Source organism: Alcaligenes parafaecalis (assembly GCF_026344135.1).
GTDB lineage: Bacteria > Pseudomonadota > Gammaproteobacteria > Burkholderiales > Burkholderiaceae_B > Alcaligenes > Alcaligenes parafaecalis.
This window is the reverse complement of record NZ_JAPKNA010000001.1, coordinates 1,372,598-1,390,243: the sequence shown is the minus strand read 5'-3', so window position 1 is coordinate 1,390,243 and position 17,646 is coordinate 1,372,598. Positions and strand designations below refer to the sequence as shown.

Sequence of the window (17,646 nt, the reverse complement as noted above, 5' to 3'; positions counted from 1 at the left end):
AAAGAACTATACAGGGCGCGCCTGTGGGTGGGAAAGATAGAGCCGGTTTTTGTCAATGTATTGAGCGACTTTTTCCGGGACCAGGGGGGTGATGTTGTCACCGCGCTGCACTCGCTCCCGAATTTGGGTCGCCGAGATGTCCATGGGCAGAAAGTCGATCTGATGTAAACGGCGCTCAAGTCGATGCAGTTCCTGTTGCAAGGCGGCGGGCGTTTCCAGAGGATTGCCTGGACGCTGGGCAACAGCCAGTTCGACGTATTCAAGGATTTCCTGCCAGTCGTTCCAACTGCAAAAATTATGCAATTGGTCGCTGCCTAAAATCCAGTAGTACTGAGACCCGGCAGGCAAGGTGCGCACCGTGTCTATGGTGTAGGTGGGTCCCCCGCGCAGGATTTCTACCGGGTTGACCACCAGGGCAGGGTGGCTTTGGGCGGCCAGCTCTGCCATGGCGAGCCTGTCCTCGGTACTGGCACCCAGCGTATTGCGCTGCCAGGGCTGGGCCGCGGGCAATAATTGCACCTGGTCCAGCTTGAGCTGTTCAAACGCGGCCACGGCCAGCGCTACATGGGCTTTGTGGATAGGGTCGAAACTGCCACCCAGTAGCCCCACACGCTTTAAATCCATTCGCGTGGTACCAGGTATTGCGCCAAGGCCGCTTCGGGTGTGCCTGTTTCGGGCGACCAGTTATAACGCCAGTTGGCCTGAGGGGGCATGGACAACAGAATGGATTCAGTCCGCCCACCCGACTGCAGGCCAAACAGGGTGCCGCGATCAAAGACCAGATTGAACTCGACATAGCGGCCACGGCGAATAGCCTGGAAGTCCCGATGCGCCTGGGTGTACTCCTGGTCCATGCGGGCGCGCACAATCGGTGCGTACGCATCGGTAAAGGAGTTGCCTACCGAACGGGTCAGGGCAAAGCTGGCGTCAAAGCCGGGTTCGTTCAGGTCGTCGTAGAAAATACCGCCAATGCCACGGGTTTCATTGCGATGCTTCAGGTAGAAGTACTCGTCGCACCAGCGCTTGTAGCGCGGGTAGTAATCTGCGCCGTGTGCAGCCAAAGCATCGTGGCAAACCTGGTGGAAATGGCGGGCATCGGCTTCGTCCAGGTAGTAAGGGGTCAAGTCCAGACCGCCACCAAACCAGAACACATCTTCCTGGTCGGCTTTTTGGGCTTGAGCCACAAACATGCGCACGTTCATGTGCGTGGTGGGTACAAAGGGATTGCGCGGGTGAATCACCAGCGAAACACCCATGGCCTCCCAGGGGCGACCGGCCAGTTCAGGACGGTGAGCGCTGGCCGAAGGAGGCAGGGTGTTGCCTTTGACATGGCTGAACAGGACGGCAGCCCGCTCGAACACGGGGCCGTTCTCCAGCAGGCGGGACAGACCGCCACCGCCTTCTGGACGATCCCACTGGTCCGACTCGAAAGGCGTGCCATCCAGTTGCTCAAGTGTGTCCACGATGTGGCTTTGCAACTGACGGAAATAAGCCTGGACGGTATCAATGGGTAAAGACATGAAAAGACCTTGCTGCGACAATCAGGATTCACTGCTGGGCAGAGCGCGCCAGCCAATATCGGTGCGGAACTGCTTGCCGTCGAAGTGCGTTTGGGAAATGGCCTCGTAAGCGGCTTCCTGAGCGCGACGGATGGAGTCGGCCATGGCGGTGACACACAGTACACGACCCCCTGTGGTTACCACGGTGCCCTCTTTCATCTGAGTGCCTGCATGGAAGGTGATGCATTCGTCGGTGTCTTTCGCAAACTGCGTGATGGCATCACCGGTACGAGGCTCTTCGGGGTAGTTGGCTGCGGCCAGTACCACGCCAATCGCGGTGCGACGATCCCATTCGATGGTGGCCTCGTCCAGCTTGCCAGCTAATGCCAGCTCGAAAGTCTCGGTCAGATCGCTTTTGATGCGCATCATGATGGGCTGGGTTTCAGGGTCGCCCATACGGCAATTGAATTCCAGCACCTTGATGGGGCGCGTGGCGTCCGGGCCGTCGTCAATCATCACGCCAGCATACAGAAAGCCCGAGTAAGGCAAGCCTTCTTTGGCCATGCCTTGCATGGTGGGGTGAATGACTTCGCGCATGATGCGGTTGTGCAGCGTGGGGCTGACGATAGGGGCGGGGGAGTAGGCACCCATGCCACCTGTGTTCGGGCCCTGGTCGCCGTCTTTCAGGCGTTTGTGATCCTGGCTGGTTGCCATGGGCAGAACATTCTTGCCATCACACATGACGATGAAGCTGGCTTCTTCGCCGGTCAGGCATTCTTCCACGACCACGCGGGCACCGGCAGCACCAAAGCGGCCATCACCCAGAATGTCGTCAATGGCGCCCAGCGCTTCTTCCAGCGTGGTGGCCACAATCACACCCTTGCCTGCTGCCAGACCGTCGGCCTTGACCACAATCGGCGCGCCTTGCTGACGGATGTAATCCTTGGCAGCGTCCGGATCGGTAAAGGTGGCGTAGGCCGCCGTTGGGATGTTGTGACGCACCATAAAGGCTTTGGCGTAGTCTTTGGAGCTTTCCAGTTGTGCTGCTGCCTGGGTAGGGCCAAAGATTTTCAGACCGGCCGCACGGAAGGCGTCCACAATGCCTGCGGCCAGAGGGGCTTCGGGGCCCACAATGGTGAAGGCAATTTTTTCTTGCTTCACAAAGGCAATCAGTTCCTGGATATCGGTGATAGCCAGGTTTTCAATGCGTTCAGCACGGGCTGTACCGCCATTGCCAGGGGCAACATAAACAGTTTGCACCCGTGCAGATTGGGCCAGGCGCCATGCCAAGGCGTGTTCACGGCCGCCGCTGCCGACAACAAGTAGCTTCATAGTGATGAGTCGGGCAGGGCCCGCAAAGAGGAGTTTTCAGAAACAGGTTATTCGGCTTCGTCCATGACGGCGGTGGTGTAGACCTCTTGGACATCGTCCAGGCCTTCCAGTGCGTCCAGAAGTTTTTGCATTTTGACGGCATCGTCGCCGCTCAATTCGGTCTCGTTCAGGGCTTTCATGACCACGCCTTCCACTTCAGGGGTCAATCCGGCCGCCTGGAACGCCGCTTGTACAGCGGGGTAATCGCTGGGTGTGCACAAGACTTCGATCAGGCCTTCTTCATCGGTGACGATATCGTCAGCACCGGCTTCCAGGCCCACTTCCATAATCGTGTCTTCCGAGGTGCCCGGAGCGAACAGGAACTGCCCACAGTGGCGGAATTGAAACACCACCGAGCCGTCTAGACCCAGATTGCCGCCATTTTTTGTAAAGGCATGTCGTACATCCGAGACTGTGCGCTGACGGTTATCGGTCATGCAGTCCACGATCACGGCTGCTCCGTTCACGCCATAGCCTTCATAGCGAATCTCTTCGTAGTTGGCATCGTCGGTACCGCCTGCACCGCGCTGGATGGCACGGGTAATGTTGTCTTTGGGCATATTGGCAGCGGTTGCCTTGTCCCAGGCCATGCGCAAACGTGGGTTGGACTCGGGGTCAGGGCCTCCGGCACGTGCGGCCACGGTGACCTCACGAATGATCTTGGTCCAAAGTTTGCCCCGTTTTGCGTCTTGACGACCTTTACGGTGCTGAATATTCGCCCATTTACTATGTCCGGCCATAAAGTATTACCAATTCAGTAGACTACGTTCAAAGAAAAACAGATCTATTTTAACCTGTCTGGACGACAAGGCCCGAGCTTGGGCGAAAGTCGCTAGAATCTAGGCACTTGGCATTCTATCTGGAAGAGAACAAACAATCATGGCCGATCCAATTTTGCTTGCTCAGAACAGCAATACTCCCATTTACCTGTTGCCTGCTCTGGCCAACCGGCATGGGTGTATTACGGGTGCCACAGGAACGGGTAAAACCGTCACTTTACAGGTGCTGGCCGAAGCCTTCTCTCGTCAGGGCACGCCCGTGTTCCTGGCCGATGCCAAAGGGGATCTGAGCGGGATTTCCCAGGCAGCACAGCCCAATCCCAAATTGCAGGAACGTCTGCAAAAACTGGGCCTGCCCGAGCCGGTCTGGGGTGCGAACCCAGTTACTTTCTGGGACGTTTTTGGTGAACAAGGCCATCCTGTCCGCGCCACTATCTCCGATATGGGGCCTTTGCTGCTGTCCCAGATTCTGGAATTGAACGACACGCAGGAAGGGATTCTGAATATTGTCTTTCGCCTGGCGGACGATGAAGGCCAACTGATTCTGGACCTGAAAGATTTGCGCGCCGTGCTGCAAGACGTATCGGACCGTGCCGCCGAGTTGCGGAATCAGTACGGCAATATTGCGGCAGCCAGTGTGGGGGCCATCCAACGCGCCTTGCTACGTCTGGAAACCCAGGGGGCGGACCGTTTTTTTGGTGAACCGGCTCTGGATGTGATGGACTGGATTCGCACAGATGCTTCTGGTCGTGGCTCGATTAACGTGCTGGCCGCGGACAAGCTGATGCAATCGCCCCGTTTGTATGCGGTGTTCTTGTTGTGGATGCTGGCTGATCTGTACGAACGCCTGCCGGAGGTGGGGGATCTGGATAAACCCCGTCTGGTCTTCTTCTTTGATGAAGCCCACTTATTGTTTACGGGTGCACCAAAAGCCTTGCTGGAGAAAGTTGAGCAGGTCGTTCGCCTGATCCGCTCCAAAGGCGTGGGTATTTACTTTGTGACGCAGAACCCGCTGGATATTCCTGACACTGTTCTGGGTCAATTGGGTAACCGTGTGCAGCATGCCTTGCGTGCCTTTACACCGCGCGATCAGAAAGCGGTCAAGACAGCCGCGCAAACCATGCGCCCTAATCCGGGCCTGGATATTGAAGCCGCCATTACCGAGCTGGGCGTGGGCGAGGCCCTGGTATCCATGCTGGATGCCAAAGGGATTCCGACGCCTACCGAACGTGCCTGGCTGGTCGCTCCCGGTAGCCGGATCGGCCCTGCGACGGATGCGGAGCGACAGGCGGTGCGACAAGCCTCCTTGTTTGGCTTGAAGTACGACCAGTCCATTGACCGCGAATCGGCCTACGAGGTGCTGGCTAAAAAAGCCACAGATGCGGCTGCCAACGGTGCGGCAGGGGCTACCCAGCCCGGAGCGGCTGCTGCTGGCAAAGATGACGGTCTGATGGGAGTGGTGAATGATTTTCTTTTTGGATCAACAGGACCGCGGGGTGGCAAGAAAGATGGCCTGGTGCAAAGCATGATTAAAACCGAGACCAAACGGGCGGCCACCAAAGTGCTGCGTGGGGTATTGGGTTCTTTATTTGGAGGAAAACGTTAATGCCCACGCAACTGCCTCATTTGATTGTTGCCACAGCACGACCATCAGAAACGACACGTTGGGCGGACGAATTCCGCAAAGCCTATCCCGATTGGACAGTTGACGAATTTGTACCGGGTCAGCCCAGCACAGGGGCGACCTACGCCGTGGTATGGCAGCCGGATACGGTCTTGTTCAAGCAGGAACCCAAGCTGCGCGCTACCTTCAATCTAGGGGCAGGCGTGGACGCGGTAGCGGGCACCATCCCGGCCGAGATGCCTTTGTACCGTCTGGAAGACGCGGGCATGGCCGAGCAAATGGCCGAATATGCCTTGTATGGTGTGCTGCGTGCCGTGGGCCGTTTTCAGCCATATGAAGAGCAGTCGCGCGAAGGCAAGTGGAAAGCCTATCGCCCGATTGATCGCCGTCAGTGGCCGGTTGCCGTGTTGGGTCTGGGGGCGATTGGTAGCAAGATTGCCAATGTCATCGCCAGTCTGGGCTATCCCGTACACGGCTGGTCGCGTCGTCTGCATGAAGCCGATTTCCCGTGCTATGCCGGTGAAGAGGGCTTGAAAGAGTGCGTCTCTGCCAGCCGTATCCTGGTCAACGCCTTGCCGCTGACACCACAGACTGAAGGCTTGATCAACCGTGATGTGCTTGCGAATTTGCAGCCTGGTGGCTATTTGATCAACGTGGCTCGTGGTGGTCACCTGGTCGATGCGGATGTGCTGGACGCCCTCAAGAGCGGCCACCTGTCAGGCGCTTTACTGGATGCCTTTACGCAAGAGCCGCTACCAGCAGATCACCCCTATTGGGGTATCCCTTCAGTGATGATTACGCCTCATATCTCGGGTATTACCGTGCGTGAACTGGCGCTGGAGCAAATTGGTTCGCGTATCGAGCTTTTGCAAGAAGGCAAACCGGCGACCGGACGGGTCAATCACAGCCAGGGTTATTAATCGTTTTCAAGTTTGAACCCGCCTGCCAGCACCGAGGGGAGCTGGCAGGCTAATTGCTGTTTCGAGAGCGGAACAGCGTCTTGTCAGAATAAGGCCGTTGCGGCCATGTAAAACCACAAGGAAAGAGGAATGAGTAAAGTGCATCGTATTGCCGTGATCGCGGGAGACGGGATTGGCAAGGAAGTCATGCCCGAGGGGCTGCGTATTCTGGAAGTGGCCGCTCGTCGTCACGCCATCAATTTTGATTGGAAAGTGCTGGACTGGAGCTCGGATTACTACCAGAAAAACGGCACCATGATGCCCTCGGACTGGAAAGCCCAATTGATGGATACTGAGGCCATTCTCTTCGGTGCGATGGGCTGGCCTGATCTGGTGCCTGATCATGTATCGCTGTGGGAGTCCCTGTTCAAATTCCGTCGTGAATTCGATCAGTACATCAACTTGCGCCCTGTGCGTTTGATGCCCGGCGTGCGCTCGCCATTGGCAGGTCGTGAGCCAGGTGATATTGATTTCTTCATCGTGCGCGAGAACACCGAAGGTGAGTACTCCAATAGCGGCGGCATCATGTTTGAAGGCACGCAGCGCGAAGTGGTCATTCAGGAAAGCGTCTTCACCCGTACTGGCACTGATCGTGTCTTGAAGTTTGCGTTTGAGCTGGCTAAAAAGCGCGGCAAGCACGTCACGGCTGCGACCAAATCCAACGGTATTTCCATCTCCATGCCCTGGTGGGATTCCCGCGTGGCCGCAATGGGCGAGCAATATCCTGATGTGAAGTGGGACAAATATCACATCGACATTCTGTGCGCGCACTTTGTGCAGCACCCGGACTGGTTCGATGTGGTGGTGGCTTCCAACTTGTTCGGAGATATTCTGTCTGACCTGGGCCCGGCCTGCACCGGCACCATCGGTATTGCACCGTCGGCCAACCTGAACCCGGAACGAGTCTTCCCATCCCTGTTTGAGCCTGTGCACGGCTCGGCACCGGATATCTACGGCAAAGGCATTGCCAACCCCGTCGGTCAGATCTGGAGTGGTGCTTTGATGCTGGATTTCCTGGGCTACCCGCAAGCCGCCGCAGAAGTGGTGCAAGCCATTGAGCAGGTTCTGGCCAATGGCCCACGCACACCAGACCTGGGCGGCCAGGCCAGCACAACAGAAGTGGGTGCAGCCATCGCCCAAGTGCTGGAGGCGATGGCCTAAGCGCTTAGCTTGATTTGGGTGGGCGCAGGCCCGCCCATGTGATGGCGCCGATCATGATGGCCCCTCCCAGCAGCGCTCGGCTGCTGGGGTATTGGGCAAAGAGCAGGGCCGCAAAGGCAATGGCATAGACAGGTTCAAGCGCGATCACAATCCCGGCACTGCGCGCATTCAGAACGCTGAGTGCAGAGACCAGCAGGTAGTGCGACAAGGCAGTGCAAAACACCCCCAGCAGTGCAATCCAGACCCAGTCCACCAGTGTGCTATCGCCCAGCAGCGGCAGGGCAAAAGGCCAGCACATCAGGGCCACAAACAGGTTTTCCCACCAGGCAACTTGCTGCGCCGACAGGTGTTTGGCTGCACGTCGATTGATCAGTGTGAACATGGCAAAGGTAAAGCCCGAGGCAATCGCCCAGGCCAGGCCAATGGTGGACTGATCCTGAAAGTCGAAGGAAGGGGTGACCAGCAGCAAGCCAAAAGTCACCAGTGCCAGAATGATCCATTCAGAGACGGTGACGCGCTCGCGCAGCACAGCCCATTCGCACAAGGTAATGAAGGCCGGGAAGCTGGCAAAACCCAAGGTGGCAATGGCCACACCGCCCACTTTGACGGCCACAAAGAAAGTGGCCCAGTGAATGGCCAGCATGATGGAGGCCAGAAGCAGAGTGCGAAAGTCCGCTGCCTTCATGCCTTGGCGCAAGCTGCGTCCTTGAGAGCGAATGCTGATGAACAAGGCCAGGACTGCAAAGCTGGCCCGGCCAGCCGTGATCAGCATGGCGCCGACCTGGATCAATTCACCAAAAATGCCGGTCAGTCCGAACAGAACGGCGGCCACATGAATGGCAGCCAGAGCACGTCCATGCGTCATGGAAAGCGATCCGAGAAAAAAGAGTCAAATTTAGGCTATTCTGGTGCTTTATATCAGCCAGCGATAGGGCAGCGGGGTCGGGCAGGCAATACGCGTAAGGCATCATTCTAAGACATTGCTACGGGCCCCTCATCAAAGGAGTAAAACAATGACGCAGACGGTTAAGGCGATACGGATTGAACGTAATGGTGGCCCCGAGGTATTGCAGTGGGCTTCGGTAGAGTTGCCTGCTCCTCAGGAGAAGGAAGTCACCATACGCCAAAAAGCGGTGGGCTTGAACTTTATCGACATCTATTTCCGTAATGGCCTCTACAGCAATCCTTTGCCGCACGGCTTGGGCTTTGAAGCGTCTGGCATTGTGGAAGCGGTGGGTTCGGGCGTTACGCATCTGAAAGTGGGCGACCGGGTCGCTTACGGCCAAAGCCCTTTGGGGGCGTATGCTGAGGCGCGTAACGTGCCTGCGGATCGTGTGGTGCGTATTCCTGATGGCATCTCGTTTGAGCAGGCCGCGGCCATGATGCTCAAGGGTCTGACCTGCTGGTACTTGTTGCGCCAGACTTATCGCGTGCATGAAGGCCAGACGATTTTGTTCCATGCAGCCGCCGGTGGTGTGGGCCTGTACGCTTGCCAATGGGCGCGTGCCTTGGGCGTGAAATTGATCGGTACGGTTTCCAGCCCTGAAAAAGCGGCGCTGGCAAAACAGAATGGCGCCTGGGAAGTGATTGATTACTCCCACGAAGATGTGGTGAAGCGCGTGCTGGAATTGACCAATGGCCAGAAAGTGCCCGTTGTATATGACGGCGTGGGTAAGGATACCTGGGAGCGCTCGCTGGATTGCTTGCAGCCGCGTGGTTTGATGGTCAGCTTCGGGAATGCTTCCGGCCCGGTAACGGGTGTGAATCTGGCGACCCTGGCATCTAAAGGTTCTTTGTATGTGACTCGCCCTGTGCTGGGGGCATATGTGCCTACTCAAGAAACCATGCAGCAAGCGGCAGACGAGATGTTTGATCTGGTGCTGCAAGGCAAGATCAAGCCTTTGATTGGTCAGCGCTTCCCGCTGGATCAGGTTGCCAAGGCGCATGAAGATCTGGCCGGTCGTCGCACGACAGGTTCTACGGTTTTGACGCTGGATTAATACGGATTGTCGGGCGGTGACGCGTGATGGGCAGATAGCCTTTGTTCAGCACTAAGCCCGAATAGTTTGTCTTATAAAAATGGCCTCCGACAAGGAGGCCATTTTTATTTCGCAGTGCTTTATCTACCCGAACTGGGCAGGCAGCAATCAGCCTTGCTCGTGGTACTGACGCACGCGCTCGACTTCATTGCGCGAACCCAGAATCACACCAATGCGCTGGTGCAGCTCAGTCGGTTGTACGTCCAGAATGCGCTGCGTGCCGTCAATCGACATGCCACCGGCTTGTTCGACCAGGAAGCTCATGGGATTGGCTTCGTACATCAAACGCAGCTTGCCTTTACGGCCAGAAGCACGGGAGTCGCGGGGGTACATGAACAGGCCACCACGTGTCAGGATGCGGTGTACATCGGCCACCATGGAGGCAATCCAGCGCATATTGTAGTTTTTGCCCAAGGGGCCTTCAGGGCCAGCCAGGCAATCGTCAATATAGCGTTTTACCGGGGCTTCCCAGTGACGCATATTGGACATATTGATGGCGAACTCCGCGGTGTCCTCAGGAATGGTGATGCGCTCGGTGGTCAGTACCCAGGAGCCCATTTCCTTGTCCAGCGTGAAGGCGGCCACGCCGTCACCCACGGTCAGCACCAGCATGGTTTGCGGGCCATAAATGGCATAACCGGCCGCAACCTGACGCACGCCAGGTTGCAGAAAGTCCTGCTCTTCAATGACGCGGTCGCGAGCTTCAGGCGGCACGCTCAGTACCGAGAAGATCGTGCCAATGGATACGTTCACGTCAATGTTGGACGAACCATCCAGCGGATCAAACAAGAGCAGGTTTTCGCCTTTGGGGTAGTAGTCCGGGATGCGGTGCAGGGTGTCCATTTCCTCGGAAGCCATGGCGGCCAGGTTGCCGCCCCATTCATTGGCTTCCAGCAGGATCTCGTTGGACAGCACGTCCAGTTTTTTCTGAACTTCGCCCTGTACGTTCTCGGAATCCAGGGAACCCAGAACGCCGCCCAGCGCTCCTTTGCTGACGGCATGGCCAATGGCCTTACATGCGCGTGCTACGGTTTCCAGCAGCAAGCGTACGTCGGCGGTGACCGTTTTCTTCTGGCGCTGTTGCTCCACCAGATACTGAGTAAGGTTTTTCTTCAAGACAGACTCCGAGGTCAAAGAGTTAATGCTTTATGTACGATTTCGGCCACATTGCCCGACAGGCCGGGTTCGGCCTGAATACGCTCCAGCGCCGCTTTCAGCGGGTCGCGGGCTTCGGGTTCAAAGCGGGCCCAATTATCAAACACACGGGCAAGACGGGCCGATATTTCTGGGTTGAGCTTGTCCAGGGCAATGACTTGCTCGGCCCAGAAATCATAGCCTTCCGGCGTGTGTACAGCCTGCATATTGTTGATGCAGAACTGGAAAATCAGAGAGCGGGCACGGTTGGGATTGCGCATCGAGAAGGCCGGATGCAGCATCAGGGCGCGTACCTGGGCGACTTGCGTGCTGGGGGCGGTGGCCTGCAAGCTGAACCAGCGATCCAGCACCAGGGGATTGTCCTGCCAACGCTGGAAAAAGTCATCCAGTCCGTCCTGGCGATCTTCGGCATCGCCGTAGTTGACCAGGGCGCTCAAGGCACCCATGCGATCAGTCATATTGCTGGCTTGATCGTATTGGTTACGTGCCAGTTGCGGGCCGGTATTCACACCAGCGACCAGCAGGTAGTTCAGGGCAAGGTTGCGCAAGGAGCGTTGACCCGCCTGCAGGGCATCCGGGCTGTATGGAGCCTGTTCCAGGCTCAGGTATTGGTAGAGCTCTTGCCAGTAAGGGGTCAGTGCCAAGCCCAGTTCGCGTTGTAGCTGACGGCGTGCCTGCACAATGGCGCGCGGGGTCATGGGCTGGGTTTGCTCCAGCAATTCACGCTCGCTGGGCAGAGACAGGATGCGGGCTTTATACGCTGGGCTCAGGACAGGATCTTGTACCAGGGCGTGCCAGGTCTGCACGACGGTCGCCAATTGTGAGGCCGAAGGTGTGCGTCCCGATGCAGAGGACAAGATCAGACGGGTAGCCAGCAACTGAGCGGCTTCCCAACGTGCAAACGGATCAGTGTCGTGACGGGCTAGCAGCGCCAGTTCGGAATCCGGACGGTAGTAGTCCACTCGTACGGGAGCGGAGAAATTGCGCAACAAGGACAGAACTGGCGCCTCAGGAATCTGCGTGAAGGTCCAGCTTTGTTCGGCTTCGGTGAAATCCAGCACCAGGGTATCGCCTTGCTGCTCGTCCAGATGCAGGGTCAGCGGTGTGCCTTGCTGATCCAGCATGCCCAGTGCAAAGGGGATATGCAGAGGCGGCTTGGGTGTGGATTTATTCTCGATCCCGGCGGGCGCATTACTTTGGCGCAACGTCAGGGTAGCGGTCTGGGTAGCAGGATCATGTGTCAGGCTGACCTTAACGCGCGGTGTGCCGGCTTGCTGATACCAGCGACGGAATTGCTCCAGGCTCTGGCCGGGTTTGACCTGGCGATACACGCTGCCCATGCTGTCCACGAAGTCATCGCAGGTGACAGCTTGGCCGTCATGGCGCTTGAAGTATTCGCGGATACCGGCCTGGAAGTTTTCTTCGCCCAGCAAGGTGTGCTGCATGCGAATGACTTCCGCGCCTTTTTCGTAAATGGTGGCGGTATAGAAGTTGCTGATTTCCTGATAGCTTTCTGGCCGAATAGGGTGGGCCATCGGGCCAGCGTCTTCCGGGAATTGAGCGGCGCGCAGCACGCTGACATCATCAATGCGTTTGACGGCACGGGCACTGGCGGCTTGAGCGCCATCCAGCCCTTGGGCCAGCATGTCAGCGGAAAATTCCTGATCGCGGAAAACCGTCAGGCCCTCTTTCAGGGACAACTGGAACCAGTCGCGACATGTGACGCGGTTGCCGGTCCAGTTATGGAAGTATTCGTGACCAATTACGGCTTCCACGGCATGGAAGGACGCATCGGTGGTGCTTTGTGCATCGGCCAGCACGTAGGCGGCGTTAAAGATGTTCAGGCCCTTGTTTTCCATCGCGCCCATATTGAAGTCGCGAGCGGCCACAATCATGAAGCGGTCCAGATCCAGTTCCAGGCCAAAGCGCTGTTCATCCCAACGTACGGAATGTTCCAGGCATTCCATGGCCCATTCTGTTTTATCGCCATCACCACGATCGCAATAAACCTGCAATAGGGCAGGCTGACCATTGGCCTTTTTGATTTCGCGTTCGCGCACATCAAAATCGCCAGCAACCAGTGCAAATAAATAAGAAGGTTTTGGAAAAGGATCTTCCCAGCTTGCCTGAGTACGGCCATCGTCCAGCGTGGTGCTTTCCAGCAAATTGCCGTTGGAGAGCAGATACGGGTAAAGCTTGGCATCGCCGCGCAGCACCACTTCATAACGGGACATCACATCAGGACGGTCCGGGAAGAAGGTAATACGACGAAAGCCCTGGGCTTCACATTGGGTAAACAGATTCTGGCCTGATACATACAGGCCCATCAACATGGTGTTGTCTTGCGGGCGGCAGCGGCTCACCAGCGCCAGATCAAATTCTGCGGTCTGGGGCGAGAGCGTCAGGCCCTGTTCATCAAGCTGGTAATCCTGGGCAGTCAGGGTGACGCCGTTGATACTGACTTCAAGCAGTTCAATGTCTTCGCCATCCAGTACCAGGGGGCGGATCTGGCCGTCCTGGCTGCTGGCTCGAAAAGCCAGACGAACCAAGGTTTGCTCGGCCGCCAAATCAAATTCCAGTCGTACCTTCTCTATTTGATAGGGGTAGGGCTGGTAATCGTGGCGGGAGATCGTAGGTAAGGTGTCTGTGCGCATGTGATCCTGGTCCGGCAATCGAAAAAAGATGGTCTATTGTAATGTTGTTTGAACGCACACACTGGACGCCAGAAACAGGCAGTAAACTAATTGTTCGTCAGCGCTATGGCGCTGTCATTAAACGGGCTTGAACGTGCAAGCGAAAAACAAGCAAGGGTGAGATTATGACGTTATTTTCTGAAGGGTTTTCCTGGCGCGCCCTACGCCTGATGAGCCTGGCATTGGCGGTATTGACCACGGCTTGCGCTGCGCCTAGCTGGTCTGCCAAATTGACGCGTTATCAGCAGTGGCCCACGGCTACCAGTGGCGATACGTATTACATCAAGTCTGCAGCCGATAAAAGCAGCAATCTGCAATATCAGTCTTTTGCAGATTCTGTACGGGCTTCTATTGGCGTTACCGGACTGGTGCAAGCGGCGGATCTGAAGTCTGCGCGTTTTGTGGTGCAAATGGATTATGGCAATCCGCAGGAACAAAGCTGGGTGCCTCAATTTGCAGATAGTTTTTATGGCCCATCGGCTTGGGGAATCGGGCGCGGCTATTATGCGCCAAATGACGGTTGGGGCGGCGGTTTCTTTTATTCTCCGAATGTGGTGAATGTCCCGGTCACTGTGTATAAAAATTATCTAAATGTAATCATTACAGATAATCAAAACTCGGGCGCAGAAGTGTATCGCGCTACAGCCGTCTCTTATAGCCATTCTGACAACCTGGACCAGCAGATGCCATTTTTGTCCCAGGCCATATTTGATGGTTTCCCCGGTAATAGTGGACAGGTGATTGATATCCGATATCCTTTACCACGGGATTGAGCAGGAAGAAACCCGGCTTTATGTAGGGGATTTATAAAAACAAGAAAGGGACCGCTTTTTCAAGCGGTCCCTTTCTTTTGTTTGGTTCCGACACTTATTTGATCAGGAACTCTTCACGGCTGCGGCCATTGGCTTCAGCATCAATGATCCACCGTGGTGGACGGCCACGGCCTGTCCAGGTGTCCTGAGTGCCGGGATGGCGGTATTTGGGAGGCAGGCTGGTCTTGGGGCCGTCGGAACCAGCACCAGCGCCGCGGCGGGCGGAGTTGTCCAGAGCTTCAGCGACTTCATCAATCGTGATCTCGTTATCTTGCATGGACTTGACGATAGACGCGATGACAGGACGACGCTGTTTGACACGAAGAGATTTCATCTGTTTTTGCAGACGCAGAATCTCTTTTTCTATCTTCTGCTTTGCGGAGCTGTAAGTTTCGACTGACATATAGGATTCCTGTTTCATGTTTGTAGTTATCTGATAAACCCTGCCTGCACAAGCTCATGTTTATCATGCGAAAACAGTGTACTTTGATTTTCTTGAAAATATAAGTAGTTTGGATAAAAAATAAACGCTTAATCAAAAAGGTGTTTGGTTTTTGTAATTATTTAAGCTCATTAGACAATTCTATGGCTCTTGATTATTTAATCTAATCAGGGGTTATCATGAATTTGAATGGGTTTATATCAAAACCATATAGGTGCGTTTCTAATTAGGGAAGTTTTAAAATAGTTTTAATTCCGTATCAGAAAATGTCGTAAGTGGAATTTTCAAACCGATTAGTTCAATAGGCTGATTTTTGCTTCAGAATGCCCGGAAGGGGCCTGATCAGTACGTCGGCATCGCATACGGTGGCACATTCTGTTTTAATGCTCAGATAGACGGAAAGCCAAGTGGCTGTCAGCACGTCTCTTGGTACCCATTTTCGTCCCTTGCAGCCCTGGGTTTGCGGGGGATCTGTCAGTAGGAATAAACGATGAAGCTAGTTGATCCGGCTATCAATGCCCTGGAATGCGCCCGTGGACTGTTGCTTGACCCTTGGGGCTTGAATGAAAGCCACTTGTCCGGCGCGCTCGGTGAGATCTTCACCCATCAGGCTGACTATGCCGATTTATATTTTCAGTACACCCGCAGCGAAGGCTGGGCGCTGGATGAAGGGATTGTCAAAAGCGGTAGCTTTTCAATCGAGCAGGGTGTCGGGGTACGCGCATTAAGTGGTGAAAAAACCGCTTTTGCCTATTCGGATTCCTTGAGCCCGGAGGCCTTGTTGTCCTCGGCGCGTGTGGTGCGCTCGATTGCGCGCCAGGGCGGTTCGGGTAAAAGCGGCATCCTGGTGCCCAGTGATTCGCAGCGACCTACCTTGTATACCGGTACAGATCCTATCGCCAGCTTGCCAGCACCTGACAAAGTTGCTTTGCTGGGACGGCTGGATGCGCTGGCCCGCGCCGCGGATTCGCGCGTGGTACAGGTCATGGCCAGCCTGGGTGCGGAATACGATGTCGTGCTGGTTGCCGGTAGTGACGGCCGTCTGGCAGCGGATGTACGCCCTCTGGTGCATTTGTCCCTGTCGGTCATTGTGGAACATAAAGGCCGCCGTGAACGCGGCTCGGCAGCCGGTGGCGGACGGGTAGACCTGTCTTATTTCTCCGACGACATGCTGCGCAGCTATGTGGACAAAGCCGTGCGTTCGGCCATGACCAATCTGGAAGCCAAACCTGCCCCCGCAGGGCAGATGACGGTAGTTCTTGGCCCAGGCTGGCCTGGCATCATGCTGCACGAAGCGGTGGGTCATGGTCTGGAAGGTGACTTCAATCGTCGTGGCAGCAGCTTGTTCGCAGGTCGTATTGGGCAGCGGGTGGCTTCTAAAGGCGTAACCGTTATTGATGATGGCACGCTGGAAAACCGCCGTGGCTCCTTGAATATGGATGACGAAGGCAATGCCACGCAACGTACGGTCCTGATTGAGGACGGTATTTTGAAAGGCTATTTGCAAGACACCCATAATGCTCGCCTGATGGGTGCGGCTGTCACGGGAAATGGCCGGCGCGAATCCTACGCCAGCTTGCCTTTGCCACGCATGACCAATACCTTTATGTTGGGTGGGGATAAAGATCCGCAGGAAATTATTGCCTCGGTGAAGAAAGGTTTATATGCCGTAGACTTCGGTGGCGGTCAGGTCGATATTACGAGCGGTAAGTTTGTTTTTTCGACTTCGGAAGCCTGGGTCATTGAAAATGGCAAACTGATGTACCCCGTCAAAGGGGCCACTTTGATTGGCAGCGGCCCGGATGCCATGAATCAGATCAGCATGATTGGTAATGACATGCAGTTGGATTCGGGTGTGGGTACGTGTGGCAAAGAAGGACAAAGTGTTCCAGTCGGGGTGGGGATTCCTACCGTGCGGATGGAAAACCTGACTGTCGGTGGTACGGCCTGATTTAATTTGGTGCCTAATAAAACCGATAAAAAGACCGCCCAAGATGATATTCATTTGGGCGGTCTTTTTTTATGCTGCTTTTATTGCAGCGCAGCAAAAAGTTTTTGTCTTTTGTTCGGTTCGGGGTACTGAGTTCGCCGAGACATTCATTCTTGTCTTACGAGGCCTGCGTATTTTTCGCTACTTTGAGTCTGCGAGTGCGTGTGGCCAGCCAACACAGCAAGGCACCCAAACACACCATGGCAGAGCCTTGCCAGAAGGTCAGGGTTAAGGGTGCTTGTAGCAAAAAGGTGGACAGGGCAGCCGAGAACACCGGGATAAAGTAAGAGGCACCCGCCAGTATCGTGACATTGCCATGCAAAATGCCCACGTTCCAGGCGGCATAACCAAATCCCATGGCAATCGCTGCCAGCAGCAAATAAACCAGCGCAGGAACCGTGAACACGATCTCGGTGGCTCCTTGGCCCAGGTATTTGATCCACAGCACGCCCGCTGTCAGCATAAAAAATAAGGTGATGCCGTTTTTGCCCTGAGCGATACGGGCGGTCATGGTGCTATAGCCCGCCCAGATCAGGGCTCCCGTAAACGCCAGGCCATAGCTGAGCGGGTTGTCCTGCACATTGAGCCAGATGCTGTGCAGACTCAAGCCTTGCTCACCCCCCAGAATCCAGCTAATACCCATCATGGAGAGCAGCAGGCCCGGTGCGATCAGCCAGTTGGCCTTTTGCCCATTGAACAAAATAGCCGCCACGATGGTGAAGGTAGGCCATAGGTAATTGACCATGCCCACTTCAATCGCCTGCTGGCTGTTATGGGCATAGCCAATAGACAGGGCCAGGCACAGCTCATAACAGACAAACAGGATGCTGCCCCAAATCAGGTAGCGGCGCGGGAACTCACGCAGGCGCACCCAACCCACAGATAAAAGAAGAAAGACCGAGGCCAGGGTGTAGATCAGGGCAGCGCCGCCGGTGGCACCCAGATAGTCGCTGACGCTGCGGATCAGGCCGACAATCGTGCTCCAAAGAACAATGGCGATCAGACCAATCAGGGTTGCCTTATCAGATTGCTTCATGCTGGTTTCAATGTCTGCAAGGTGCGCCGTGAACGGGCAGCGGCTTTACTTGGCCAAGAGACTTATGGGTTAATGGGCCGGGTTGG

Annotated in this window: 15 protein-coding genes; 6 read left to right on the top strand and 9 right to left on the bottom strand. The window is 55.8% G+C overall.

Features of this window, described 5'->3' with window-relative positions; all coding sequences use genetic code 11:
* Nucleotides 1-6: 6 nt before the first annotated feature.
* Genes nadD through OSH09_RS06445 form a run of 4 tightly spaced genes read right to left on the bottom strand, consistent with a single transcriptional unit; the run spans nt 7 to nt 3,610 of the window.
* Nucleotides 7-624 (bottom strand): nicotinate (nicotinamide) nucleotide adenylyltransferase, encoded by a 618-nt coding sequence (gene nadD, locus OSH09_RS06460; protein ID WP_266120480.1) that lies wholly within the window; start codon nt 622-624, stop codon nt 7-9.
* Nucleotides 615-1,520, bottom strand: a complete 906-nt coding sequence (hemF, locus tag OSH09_RS06455; protein ID WP_266120479.1) for an oxygen-dependent coproporphyrinogen oxidase — start codon at nt 1,518-1,520, stop codon at nt 615-617. Before hemF ends, nadD begins: the two co-directional genes overlap by 10 nt.
* A 21-nt stretch (nt 1,521-1,541) precedes the next feature.
* Complete coding sequence (purD, locus tag OSH09_RS06450; RefSeq protein ID WP_207875303.1) at nt 1,542-2,831, bottom strand: phosphoribosylamine--glycine ligase; 1,290 nt, start codon at nt 2,829-2,831, stop codon at nt 1,542-1,544.
* A 47-nt stretch (nt 2,832-2,878) separates the two neighbouring features.
* Entirely contained in the window at nt 2,879-3,610 is a 732-nt protein-coding gene (locus OSH09_RS06445) for a YebC/PmpR family DNA-binding transcriptional regulator (protein WP_207875302.1), read from the bottom strand.
* 139 nt (nt 3,611-3,749) lie between these two features.
* Between OSH09_RS06445 and OSH09_RS06440 the strand changes: the two genes are divergently transcribed.
* The 3 genes from OSH09_RS06440 (at nt 3,750) to OSH09_RS06430 (ending at nt 7,393) form a co-directional block, all read left to right on the top strand.
* Nucleotides 3,750-5,255: a helicase HerA-like C-terminal domain-containing protein gene (locus OSH09_RS06440; RefSeq protein WP_266120478.1), complete on the top strand. Its 1,506-nt coding sequence runs from the start codon at nt 3,750-3,752 to the stop codon at nt 5,253-5,255.
* Entirely contained in the window at nt 5,255-6,193 is a 939-nt protein-coding gene (locus tag OSH09_RS06435; RefSeq protein ID WP_207875300.1) for a 2-hydroxyacid dehydrogenase, read from the top strand. The genes OSH09_RS06440 and OSH09_RS06435 overlap by 1 nt, the downstream gene beginning before the upstream one ends.
* Before the next feature lie 129 nt (nt 6,194-6,322).
* Nucleotides 6,323-7,393 carry a tartrate dehydrogenase gene (locus OSH09_RS06430; RefSeq protein WP_266120477.1) on the top strand — a complete coding sequence of 357 codons (1,071 nt, stop codon included), beginning with the start codon at nt 6,323-6,325 and terminating at the stop codon, nt 7,391-7,393.
* Between the two features lie 4 nt (nt 7,394-7,397).
* Here OSH09_RS06430 and OSH09_RS06425 read toward each other — a convergent pair whose 3' ends face one another.
* On the bottom strand, nt 7,398-8,258 hold the full coding sequence (locus OSH09_RS06425) for a DMT family transporter (protein ID WP_266120476.1): 861 nt from the start codon (nt 8,256-8,258) through the stop codon (nt 7,398-7,400).
* 148 nt (nt 8,259-8,406) lie between these two features.
* Between OSH09_RS06425 and OSH09_RS06420 the strand changes: the two genes are divergently transcribed.
* A complete protein-coding gene (locus OSH09_RS06420) occupies nt 8,407-9,393 on the top strand; it encodes a quinone oxidoreductase family protein (protein ID WP_266120475.1) in 987 nt (328 codons plus the stop codon).
* Nucleotides 9,394-9,540: 147 nt separating this feature from the next.
* On the opposite strand, the gene OSH09_RS06415 is transcribed toward OSH09_RS06420, so the two are convergent.
* Both OSH09_RS06415 and pepN read right to left on the bottom strand, forming a co-directional pair.
* Nucleotides 9,541-10,566, bottom strand: coding sequence for a class 1 fructose-bisphosphatase (locus OSH09_RS06415; RefSeq protein ID WP_266120474.1), 1,026 nt, complete (start codon nt 10,564-10,566; stop codon nt 9,541-9,543).
* On the bottom strand, nt 10,563-13,241 hold the full coding sequence (gene pepN, locus OSH09_RS06410; protein ID WP_266120473.1) for an aminopeptidase N: 2,679 nt from the start codon (nt 13,239-13,241) through the stop codon (nt 10,563-10,565). The genes OSH09_RS06415 and pepN overlap by 4 nt, the downstream gene beginning before the upstream one ends.
* 164 nt (nt 13,242-13,405) lie before the next feature.
* Here pepN and OSH09_RS06405 point away from each other — a divergent pair, with 164 nt between their 5' ends.
* Entirely contained in the window at nt 13,406-14,053 is a 648-nt protein-coding gene (locus OSH09_RS06405) for a DUF4136 domain-containing protein (protein WP_266120472.1), read from the top strand.
* 94 nt (nt 14,054-14,147) lie between these two features.
* Here OSH09_RS06405 and OSH09_RS06400 read toward each other — a convergent pair whose 3' ends face one another.
* Entirely contained in the window at nt 14,148-14,426 is a 279-nt protein-coding gene (locus tag OSH09_RS06400) for an H-NS histone family protein (RefSeq protein WP_376912094.1), read from the bottom strand.
* A 598-nt stretch (nt 14,427-15,024) separates the two neighbouring features.
* On the opposite strand from OSH09_RS06400, the gene tldD reads away from it, so the two are divergent.
* Entirely contained in the window at nt 15,025-16,485 is a 1,461-nt protein-coding gene (gene tldD / locus OSH09_RS06395) for a metalloprotease TldD (protein WP_207875292.1), read from the top strand.
* A 157-nt stretch (nt 16,486-16,642) separates the two neighbouring features.
* Here tldD and yddG read toward each other — a convergent pair whose 3' ends face one another.
* Nucleotides 16,643-17,560 (bottom strand): aromatic amino acid DMT transporter YddG, encoded by a 918-nt coding sequence (gene yddG / locus OSH09_RS06390; protein WP_222666981.1) that lies wholly within the window; start codon nt 17,558-17,560, stop codon nt 16,643-16,645.
* Between the last annotated feature and the right edge of the window lie 86 nt (nt 17,561-17,646).